8 protein-coding genes are annotated in these 10,431 nt (G+C 40.4%); 6 read left to right on the top strand and 2 right to left on the bottom strand.

Features of this window, described 5'->3' with window-relative positions; all coding sequences use genetic code 11:
• Positions 1–149: 149 nt before the first annotated feature.
• On the bottom strand, positions 150–1,877 hold the full coding sequence (locus tag WA279_RS20635) for an SgrR family transcriptional regulator (protein WP_336156493.1): 1,728 nt from the start codon (positions 1,875–1,877) through the stop codon (positions 150–152).
• A 113-nt stretch (positions 1,878–1,990) separates the two neighbouring features.
• Here WA279_RS20635 and WA279_RS20630 point away from each other — a divergent pair, with 113 nt between their 5' ends.
• Positions 1,991–3,196: an MDR family MFS transporter gene (locus tag WA279_RS20630; RefSeq protein ID WP_336156491.1), complete on the top strand. Its 1,206-nt coding sequence runs from the start codon at positions 1,991–1,993 to the stop codon at positions 3,194–3,196.
• A 106-nt stretch (positions 3,197–3,302) separates the two neighbouring features.
• Positions 3,303–4,457, top strand: a complete 1,155-nt coding sequence (locus WA279_RS20625; RefSeq protein ID WP_015383286.1) for an AbrB family transcriptional regulator — start codon at positions 3,303–3,305, stop codon at positions 4,455–4,457.
• Between the two features lie 213 nt (positions 4,458–4,670).
• On the opposite strand, the gene ntdR is transcribed toward WA279_RS20625, so the two are convergent.
• Positions 4,671–5,660, bottom strand: a complete 990-nt coding sequence (gene ntdR / locus WA279_RS20620; protein WP_336156490.1) for an NTD biosynthesis operon transcriptional regulator NtdR — start codon at positions 5,658–5,660, stop codon at positions 4,671–4,673.
• A 103-nt stretch (positions 5,661–5,763) separates the two neighbouring features.
• Between ntdR and ntdA the strand changes: the two genes are divergently transcribed.
• The 4 genes from ntdA (at position 5,764) to glcP (ending at position 10,267) form a co-directional block, all read left to right on the top strand.
• Positions 5,764–7,089, top strand: coding sequence for a 3-dehydro-glucose-6-phosphate--glutamate transaminase (gene ntdA / locus WA279_RS20615; protein WP_336156489.1), 1,326 nt, complete (start codon positions 5,764–5,766; stop codon positions 7,087–7,089).
• The gene (gene ntdB, locus WA279_RS20610) at positions 7,061–7,909 is read left to right on the top strand and encodes a kanosamine-6-phosphate phosphatase (protein ID WP_336156488.1); all 849 of its coding nucleotides are present in this window, start codon (positions 7,061–7,063) and stop codon (positions 7,907–7,909) included. The genes ntdA and ntdB overlap by 29 nt, the downstream gene beginning before the upstream one ends.
• Positions 7,910–7,922: 13 nt before the next feature.
• Entirely contained in the window at positions 7,923–8,975 is a 1,053-nt protein-coding gene (gene ntdC / locus WA279_RS20605) for a glucose-6-phosphate 3-dehydrogenase NdtC (RefSeq protein WP_015383282.1), read from the top strand.
• A gap of 71 nt (positions 8,976–9,046) precedes the next feature.
• Positions 9,047–10,267 carry a glucose/mannose transporter GlcP gene (gene glcP / locus WA279_RS20600; protein WP_336156487.1) on the top strand — a complete coding sequence of 407 codons (1,221 nt, stop codon included), beginning with the start codon at positions 9,047–9,049 and terminating at the stop codon, positions 10,265–10,267.
• Positions 10,268–10,431: the final 164 nt, after the last annotated feature.

The following is a 10,431-nucleotide window of genomic DNA, read 5'->3' as shown; positions in this document are numbered from 1 at the left end:
ACCTAGCCAAGCAAGGCTAGGCATGTGGGAGTGCTTTTTCTGCACCTGAAATCAGATGAATATGTAAAGAAACAGCACAAAACAAAAAAGCTTGTAGAAAAAAACACCGTTTTCTCTACAAGCTGAGGGTTCAAAAAAGAACCCTCTTTTTATTTGGACAGCCATACGGAGTACAAATCAATCCATCCCTCTTCATCAAGCACCAGGCCTTTTACATTTTTACTTGATGTCACCTGGAGCACATTTTGATACAGTGGGATCGCGTTCAGCTCCTGTATCATCTGCCGGTCAATGTCATGCAGGATGTCGATTCTCGAACAGCGGTCAGGCATGGAAAACATCCGCTCTGTCATTCCTGAGCATATCTGTGTCAGCTTTTCAGATAGATGCTGATACAAGAAACTGTTCTCCGACAGCAGCAAATGCAGAAAACCAAACTCGCTGTCTTGATAAAACGTCGCACTGTCATGAATGATATCCGCCATCTGCACGGTTTCCGGCCGTCGCAGTTCAGCAGCATCACAGAATTGAAGTGTAAGCCTGATACCGTGCTGGGCGCAAATATTTTGAATCCATTCGGCGTCCTCACGATGATCCGTTTCCGAAAAGGTATAAAGCACGATTGTTTCGCCCTCGTATCCGCTTTTCTTCAACAATTCAGATGGCGAAACGCCCTCCCACTCAAAAGGACTCGGATGCAAAAAGGACGTAACCGGGATTCTTCGGTGCCCTCCCGCTTCACGAACGAGCCGTTCAGAGGAAATCAGCAGCCGGAGTGCTTTTCTAAAGCTTCGGTGCTGAAGAGGCCCCTTCTTTTTCAGATTAAGCGACAAATACTGAACATGCCGCTCATCAAAGACAGTTTGCTGCTTAGGACATGTTTGTTTTTCTTGAATGGTAAAACCGTTTATCTCTCCGGCTTGCTCAGAAAACACAAACTCAACGCGATCCAAATAGGGGCGTCCCTTGAAGTAGCGCTCATTGGCTTCAAGCACAAGCATCCCGCTGTGTTGCTGATTCATCTGAAAAGGCCCTGTTCCATTTTTCCCGCCGCCCTGTTCTGCCGGCAGTATGGACAGCCGTTCATCACAAAGAGCATACGGCAAAAGCGCATTCGGCTTATCGAGTATGAGTTCCACACAATAAGGGCTCTTTTCTAAGACTTGTTTCACTCCGTGCAGAAGCCATTTATACGGGTTGTCAGCCAGTTCCAAAAAGCGCTGAAACGTAAACGCAACGTCCCGCGATGTCAGCGGCTGTCCATTATGAAATGACACACCTTTTCGAAGAAAAAATCTCCATTGTTTTTTTCCGACCTCTTCCCATCCATGAACCAAATGAGGCTTCGGCTCCTGTATATCCGAATCAAACGTCAAGAGTGTATCAAATATCTGTTTGACGAAATGGCCCTCAGACCGCAAAAATATTTGGCATGGATCCAAACTGCTGACAGATTCAGGCGCGATGAACAGCCGCAGAACATCCTTCGTCCCATTCTCGCCCGTCTCCGTCACAAATCCGAACACCTCTGAAAGCCACATGTTATATTCGTTTTGAAGCCCTGGAAACACGGACTGATACTGCTGAAGCAGCTCCTTTGCCTTTTTAAGCTTTCCTGACATGGTATATTCCTTGGCAGTTTGAAGAAGCAATTCCTCAGGCCTCCGAAGAAACGCGATTTTAGATTTGCGGCCGCGCCCCGCCCCGCTTTCCCGGATAATCCAATTGCTGTTCTCCAGCTTATGTAAAATGAGCTTTGCATTTCTTTCTGTACAACATAAACAGTCGGCAACCTCAGTGAGCGTCATTTCATTCATTTGCCCATACTCGGCGCAGCCTGTTTTTACAAGCGCCACGTAGTGCTCTATTAGCTTCAATTCCCGCACCTCCCGACAAAAGGGGAACTTTTATCTCTTCTTTTCTTCACTTTTTGGGCCGCCGCCCCTTCTATACACTACTACTATATCAAACAGCGAAAGGCGGCGATCACATGTTGACCAGTTTTCACTCTATAAAATCGAGATATACCGCTCCCGTTCGGCTCCGCTTTTTCGGCGAATTGCTAACAAGCCTGACAGGTGCAATGATGGGACCTTTTATGGTGCTGTATCTGCATGAACAATTAAACGGCAGTATCATGATACCAATGCTGATCATCAGCCTTCAGCCATTTGCTGATATTTTCCTGACGCTCGCTGCAGGAAAGGCGGCGGACCGGATTGGGCGGCGCACAGCGATTTTGACCGCATTGCTTCTTCAATCAGCGGCAATGACAGGGTTTGTATTTGCTGAGCATGCGTATGTTTTCGCTATTCTCTATGTCATGAATGGCATCGGAAGATCGTTGTACATTCCCGCTTCCCGCGCCCAAATCGCCGAAAGCACGCCGGAAAGCAGACGTTCGGAAGTGTTTGCGGTCATCAATGCGATCTATTCGGCGGGACTGACGGCAGGGCCGCTAGTGGGGATGCTGCTGTACAATCATAACCCCGTGTGGATATTCGCATTAGATGCCGCAGCATTGTTTATCTACTTTCTGATCGCTGCACTGAAACTGCCTGAGACAAAGCCGCTACACCCAGCTGTTACCCCGAAAATGTCCGCGAGCTTTACGATATACAGGCCTGTCCTGCTTCTTTTGCTGCTTTCTCTCCCCATCAGCATGTTATATGCACAAACAGAAACAACATACAGGCTGTTCAGCAAAAACATGTTTTCTGATTATCTGTCCATGCTGACCATCTATTCAGCAGCAAAAGCTTTATTCAGCTGTGTTCTCCAAGTACCTCTTGTCAAAGGGACCGAAAAGCTTTCAATGAAAACAATCCTCTTCATTACTTATATTTGCTACTCCCTTGCGGCTGCCGGTTTTGCATGCTCAACCTCCCTGACAATGCTTTTAGTGACGGCAGCGGTGATGACGGTTGGCGAAAGCATCGGGCTAACCCACATCCAGACCTTCATATCGAAATTGGCGCCGCCTCATTTGCTGGGCCGGTTTTATGCTGTCTATGGTCTGCATTGGGATATATCCCGCTCAATCGGACCGCTGGCAGGCGGGCTGATCCTGACATCATTTGGCGGAGAAGTGATTTTTTACGCTCTTGCCGTGTGTCTGCTGACAGCGGGTTTATCTCTGACTTACACAATAGAGAAGCTCGAACACAAGGTCATAAGAAAAGTGAATCGCTTATAGAAAATAATTCATAATTTCTTTATCAACAAAAATATACTATAGTAATAAATACATTCACTACGTGAACAATTGGAGTGTTACGTGAAAAAGGAAGAAGGGTTTTACATTGAAGAAAGACGAAAATCTCCTCAAAGATCTATGGTTTATCGCAATCAGTGCAGCCGGGGGGTTTATTCTTTCATTAACCGGAATATCAATTGGATGGATGATCGGAACACTGATTGTCGCCTGCTGCCTCGCCATGATACGGCCGGCATGGCTGATGATGGCACCAGACCAAAAAGGAATTAACCGACGATGGCTCGCCCTCGGGCAGATGATCCTCGGCATCGAATTGGGCCAAAAGCTGAATTTATCCGTTCTCTCTGTTCTCAAAGACCATTGGTTTTCAGTCGGCGTTATGCTGATATTGTCTATCCTGCTGGCCATGCTGTCAGGATATGTGCTTTGGCGTTTCAGCAAAACGGATATGATGACTAGCTTTGTCGGCACCGCTCCCGGCGGACTTTCCGCCATGCCGAGCATTGCACAGGAAGTAGGCGCCAATACCGCTATAGTCAGCCTCGTTCAAATGATGCGTGTGCTGCTCGTGGTCCTTTCCATTCCGTTTTTAGTCATTCTGATCTATACAAAACAAGATCGTACCGCAAGTGCCGCAGCAGAGACGATTTCTTCTGCAACGACAGATTTTAGGCTCGCTCCCGTTTTGTGGACCGTCATTCTTATTCTCGCTGCCTGGGGAGCTTGCAAAGCTGCGAAATTTTTAAAATTTCCAGCTCCATGGCTGCTCGGCAGCATGCTCGGTGTAGCAATTGTACATGTTGGCGGAGCTGCGGTGACAGGGCACGACATGACGGCATGGTGGCCGTCACAAGCTAACCATGTATCACAAGTATTTCTCGGGGCAACGATAGGCTCTAAGATGTACAAAAGCATGTTTGCCGGCGTCACCCGTATTATCATCGTCGGGTTTGTCTCGTCCGTCGGTTTAATCGCAGCAATGTTTTTGAGCGCCGTGATCGTTTCTGAGCTGACAGGAATTTCGCTCATCACTTCTGTTCTGGCATTTGCGCCCGGCGGGATTGCAGAGATGGCGACGACGTCAGTTACCTTACATGCTGATTCCACCTTTGTCGTTGCGGTTCAGGTCATTCGCGTCATTCTGGTTATTGCCCTGCTGCCGCCGTTTTATCGCCTGCTTCATCATCTTCATGGTGAAAAAAAAGACAAAAAGAGCTCGATTAGCGGCAGTAATGCCTAGTTGAAAAAAGGGTTCAAGAACTTTTAAATCGGAAACCATCGAGATGGGGAAATATAAGCGGATATTTCGTTGTTAATGGATCAGATTTGAAGTGAGTGCTGCCAGAGGGTGAAATGAAAGAAATAATTGACGACTTACTATTGAAAAAGAGGTTAATATGAATAACCTCTTTTTCTTATATAAAGATATAAAATGATAAAGGGAAATCTATCGTTACGTTGATTCTCTTATAATAAGCTTTGTTGGCAGTTTAATAATTCTTCTGTTTAAAGAGGCATTACCCGAAATGGACTCGATAATTTTCAACACAGCCTGTTGGCCTAATTCTATTACGGGAATATCAATTGTTGTTATGGTCGGAGTAACGACTTGGCAAATCAATTGGTTGTCAAAACCAATTACAGCTAAGTCTTCTGGAACTTTAAAGCCATTTTTCATCGCCTGTTTAATAATCCCTGCGGCGACTTGATCATTTCCTGTAAATATTGCTGAGGGTCTGTCCTTTAGATCCTTTATCTTATGAAAAACACGAAAGCCATCCTCGATATTAAACATTTCGCCGAATATCCATTCGCTTCTATGATGTAAATTGTAATCTTGTAAAGCTTTCAAATACCCCTCTTTCCTCTGACATTGAGCTTCGCTATATGGAGTATCAAAACAAAACCCAATTTTTTTATGCCCTCTTTCAATTAAATGTACTACCCCCATGTATGTAGCTTCAAATTCATCATACCCAATTATCGTGATGTCCGCTGAGTGATGATATTCATTACATAATAAGATAGGACCATACTTTAAGAAAGAGGATATCTGATCCCATTCATTTTCTAAAGTTCCAAGAATAATACCATCCACTTCTTTATGTTTCAATAACTCTAATAATTCTAGCTCCGTCTGTTTGTCATAAAAGGTCTGAAATACAATTACCTTGTAATTCTTAAACAGTGCTTCATGTGAGACCCCTTTTATTAATTGAGCAAAAAATGGATGGTCGATACTCGGAACCGATAAAGCTATCGTTTGTGTCTTATTTCTCCTAAAATTCCGAGCTAAATAATTGGGAGTGTAGTCAAGATCGTTAATTGCCTTTAAGATCATATCTCTTTTTTCTTTCGACACATACGGATGATTATTCAATACTCTTGACACTGTGGTTTTAGACACGTTGCATAATTTTGCTATTTCATCAATTGTAGGCATATTTTCCCTTCCTTAAAAAAGTTGTTGACATGTTACCGATTTCAGAAATTAGGATAAATTTGTAATAAATTTTTAGATTATAAAATCATTGGAGGTACTGTTCATGCAAAAACAGGTTAAGATTTCAGGTAAAAGCAAAGAAAACATGTCACTATTAAAACACTTAAAAGGTGACGTACAAGGAAAAGAACTTGTTATTGAAGACAGTATTGTAAACGAGCGGTGGAAACAAGTATTAAAGGAAAAGATAGATATTGAACATGATCTTTTCAACTATCAAAAAAATCGTGAAATCAGTAAAGTCCCTTTTTTGCCTGTAGACAGATTAATAACCAATGATGAAGTGGAAGATATCTTAAATACATTAACTGAAGTTTTGCCAACTGGAAAATTTACGAGTGGCCCCTATTTAGAGCAATTCGAAAAAGTTTTATCTACATATTTACATAAAAGGTATGTAATTGCAACCAGCAGTGGAACCGATGCTATTATGATAGGTTTATTGGCTTTAGGGTTAAACCCAGGGGATGAAGTTATCATGCCGGCTAATAGCTTTTCAGCTACTGAAAATGCTGTGTTAGCTTTGGGAGGCGTTCCTATCTATGTAGATATTAACCCGCAAACATTCTGCATCGATCCTGACAAAATTGAAGAAGCAATAACTCCTTATACAAAGTTTATTCTACCTGTGCATTTATACGGAAAACATTCAGACATGCAGCATATCCGACAAATCGCAAATCGTTATAAATTGAAAGTAATTGAAGATGCCTGCCAAGGTATTGGACTGACAGACTTAGGAAAGTATGCAGACATCACTACATTAAGTTTTAATCCCTATAAGAATTTTGGTGTATGTGGCAAGGCTGGGGCAATAGCAACTGATAATGAAGAACTCGCTAAAAAATGCATTCAATTTAGTTATCATGGTTTTGAAGTAAATGTAAAAAATAAGAAAGACATCAATTTTGGATTTAATTCAAAAATGGACAATTTACAGGCAGCAATTGGTTTAGAGAGAATGAAGTACCTTTCATTAAACAACTTCAAAAGACTGTTCTTGGCGGATAGATACATTACCCAATTAGCAGAGTTGCAGAATAAAGGCTATATTGAATTACCAGAATTAAGTGAAGATCATGTATGGCATCTGTTTCCTATTAAGGTAAGAACAGAAGATAGGGCAGATATCATGACTAAATTAAATGAAGATTTTGGTGTTCAAACAGATGTATATTATCCAGTACTGTCTCATATGCAAAAAACTCCTTTAGTACAGGACAAGTATGCAGGACTCCAATTGGTTCATACGGAAAAGGCCCATAGTCAGGTACTGCATTTGCCTTTATATCCGTCATTTACTTTAGAAGAACAAGACAGAGTAATGGAGGGACTGTTTCATGTTATTAAGCAAGAAATCGGAGTATAAAACGTTATCCACGGTTGAACATCCTCAATATATTGTTTTTTGTGATTTTGATGAAACGTATTTTCCGCATACAATCGACGAACAAAAGCAACAAGACATCTATGAACTCGAAGACTATCTAGAACAAAAAAGTAAAGATGGGGAACTAATAATCGGATGGGTTACTGGGAGCAGTATAGAATCTATTCTCGATAAAATGGGACGAGGAAAATTTAGATATTTTCCGCATTTTATAGCTAGTGATCTTGGAACTGAAATTACGTACTTTTCAGAGCATAACTTCGGTCAGCAAGATAACAAGTGGAACAGTCGCATTAATGAAGGGTTTAGTAAAGAAAAGGTTGAAAAACTTGTGAAACAGCTGCATGAAAATCATAACATTCTTTTGAATCCTCAAACTCAATTAGGAAAGTCACGGTATAAGCATAACTTCTACTATCAGGAACAAGATGAAATAAACGACAAGAAAAACCTATCAGCAATTGAAAAAATCTGCGAGGAATATGGCGTTTCAGTAAATATAAATCGGTGTAATCCCTTAGCAGGCGATCCAGAAGACAGCTATGATGTAGATTTTATCCCCATTGGAACAGGAAAGAATGAAATTGTAACGTTTATGTTAGAGAAATACAACCTTAATCCCGAAAGAGCTATCGCATTTGGGGATAGTGGAAATGATGTTCGTATGTTACAGACAGTAGGAAATGGATATCTGCTAAAAAATGCAACACAGGAAGCCAAAAACTTGCACAACCTTATAACTGATAGTGAGTACTCAAAAGGAATTACTAATACCTTAAAAAAATTAATTGGATCATGAGGAGGAAATTAAAATGAAGAAGATTGGCATCATAGGTGCAGGTGGTATTGCAAGAGCGCATGCAACTGCTTTATCTACAATAAAAAATGCAGAGTTAGTAGGGGTATATGACATAAATCAACAAAACGCGGAAAGCTTTGTGAAAACTTTCGGCGGGAAGTCATTTGAAAACGCAGATGAACTAATTGATGCCTCAGAAGGTTTAATTGTAGCATCACCAAACTTTTGCCATAAAGAACATGCTTTGCAAGCATTAGGAAAACATAAGCATGTTTTGTGTGAAAAGCCTATGGCTATTTCTCTTGAAGAAGCAAGCATAATGAAAGATACTGCTGAAAGGTTGAGCGTAAGAGCTAGTATGGGGTTTAATTATAGATATTTATCTTACGTAAATATCTTAAAAAGCTTAATTATCAATAATGAACTAGGTAACATCCTGTCCATAAAAGTACACTTCAAGAAAAATAGTGCACTTAGGCGTAAGAAGTTTACTTGGAGAGATGACGCTAACAGTAAGAAGACGAGTGGATCATTGGGGGATCTGGGTATTCACCTTATTGACATGGTATGGTATTTGTTTGAGAGTGATTTCATCACAGAATCAGTAAGGGCAAAGATGAACACAAATGTAAAAACAAAAGAGGATAAACAGGTACTTGTAGATGACTATGCAGAAATTTATGGCCAGCTGAAGAACAAGGTATTTGTAAATATCATCACATCAAAATGTTCTGTACCTGAAGACTGTGGTTTTAGCATTGAGGTAGTTGGACACAAAAAAGAGTTTAAATACCACACAGGTAATCCTCACGTTTACAAGCTCATAGATGGCTTGAACGTGGTAGACTGCCCAGTACCGCAAAGCCTATTAAACGATCCGCCAAACGAGTTTTATGGATGGGCTGATTCTTTTAGAAGCGAGTTAATCAATTGGATTGCATCAACTCAGAATGATTGGGTTGAGATCCCTTCTTTTAGTGATGGTTTTAGATCTCAGGAAGTGTTAGAAATGTTCTTTGAGAAAGACAGCAACTCTCAACCAATGTCTGTTTCAGCAGTCAACTAGTATTTCAAAGAGAGAAGTTACTAAAAAAGCAGGAATTTACTTTCCTGCTTTTTCATATAGGGGTGTAATGAATGTTAAGAGGGACATATTTATTCGGATATGCTTTCTTTTTTACAGTAGGTATTATCCATATATCAACAGGGAGTTTGACACCATTTCTATTAGAGGCTTTTAACAAGACAACAGATGATATTTCAGTCATAATCTTTTTTCAGTTTACCGGATTTCTAAGCGGAGTATTAATCGCACCGTTAATGATTAAGAAATACAGTCATTTTAGGACACTTACTTTAGCTTTGACAATAATGCTTGCAGCGTTAAGTATCTTTTTTCTAACTAAGGATTGGTATTATATTATTGTAATGGCTTTTCTCTTAGGATATGGGGCAGGCACATTAGAAACGACAGTTGGTTCATTTGTTATTGCTAATTTCGAAAGTAATGCAGAAAAAATGAGTAAGCTGGAAGTTCTCTTTGGATTAGGCGCTTTATCTTTCCCATTATTAATTAATTCCTTCATAGATATCAATAACTGGTTTTTACCGTATTACTGTATATTCACCTTTTTATTCGTCCTATTCGTAGGGTGGTTCATTTTCTTGTCCAAGAACCGAAAGTACGCTAAGAATGCTAACCAACAAGTGACCTTTCCAGACGGAGGAGCATTTCAATACTTTATAGGAGATAGAAAAAAATCAAAGCAATTAGGCTTTTTTGTATTTTTTGCTTTCCTATATGCTGGAATCGAAACAAATTTTGCCAACTTTTTACCTTCAATCATGATAAACCAAGACAATGAACAAATTAGTCTTATAAGTGTCTCCTTTTTCTGGGTAGGGATCATCATAGGAAGAATATTGATTGGTTTCGTAAGTAGAAGGCTTGATTTTTCCAAATACCTTCTTTTTAGCTGTAGTTGTTTAATTGTTTTGTTGATTGCTTTCTCTTATATAAGTAACCCAATACTTCAATTGGGTGGTACATTTTTGATTGGCCTAAGTATAGCGGGCATATTTCCCATTGCTTTAACACTAGCATCAATCATTATTCAGAAGTACGTTGACGAAGTTACAAGTTTATTTATTGCCTCGGCAAGTTTCGGAGGAGCGATCATCTCTTTCTTAATTGGATGGAGTTTAAATCAGGATACGATCTTATTAACCATGGGAATATTTACAACTATGGCGGTCATTCTAGTAGGTATTTCTGTAAAGATTAGGAGAACTAAAACAGAAGACCCTATTTCCCTTGAAAACAAAGCATCAAAAACACGTGTAAATGAAAGATACTAATAGACATATCGTAAGTAAGAAGAGGACTTAATGTCCTCTCAGCTTGTAGAGAAAACGGTGTTTTTTTCTACAAGCTTTTTTGTTTTGGGCTGTTTCTTTACATATTCATCTGATTTCAGGTGCAGAAAAAGCACTCCCACATGCCTAGCCTTGCTTGGCTAGGT

The organism is Bacillus sp. 204(2023) (assembly GCF_037027505.1).
GTDB lineage: Bacteria > Bacillota > Bacilli > Bacillales > Bacillaceae > Bacillus > Bacillus subtilis.
The sequence above is the reverse complement of the archived record's forward strand: the minus strand, read 5'-3'. Positions and strand labels throughout refer to the sequence as shown.

Coding starts and splice junctions, on each gene's coding strand:
- WA279_RS20630 (WP_336156491.1), top strand. CDS start 1,991: ATGTTGACCAGTTTTCACTCTATAAAATCGAGATATACCGCTCCCGTT.
- ntdR (WP_336156490.1), bottom strand. CDS start 5,660: ATGCCTACAATTGATGAAATAGCAAAATTATGCAACGTGTCTAAAACC.
- ntdA (WP_336156489.1), top strand. CDS start 5,764: ATGCAAAAACAGGTTAAGATTTCAGGTAAAAGCAAAGAAAACATGTCA.
- ntdB (WP_336156488.1), top strand. CDS start 7,061: ATGTTATTAAGCAAGAAATCGGAGTATAAAACGTTATCCACGGTTGAA.
- ntdC (WP_015383282.1), top strand. CDS start 7,923: ATGAAGAAGATTGGCATCATAGGTGCAGGTGGTATTGCAAGAGCGCAT.
- glcP (WP_336156487.1), top strand. CDS start 9,047: ATGTTAAGAGGGACATATTTATTCGGATATGCTTTCTTTTTTACAGTA.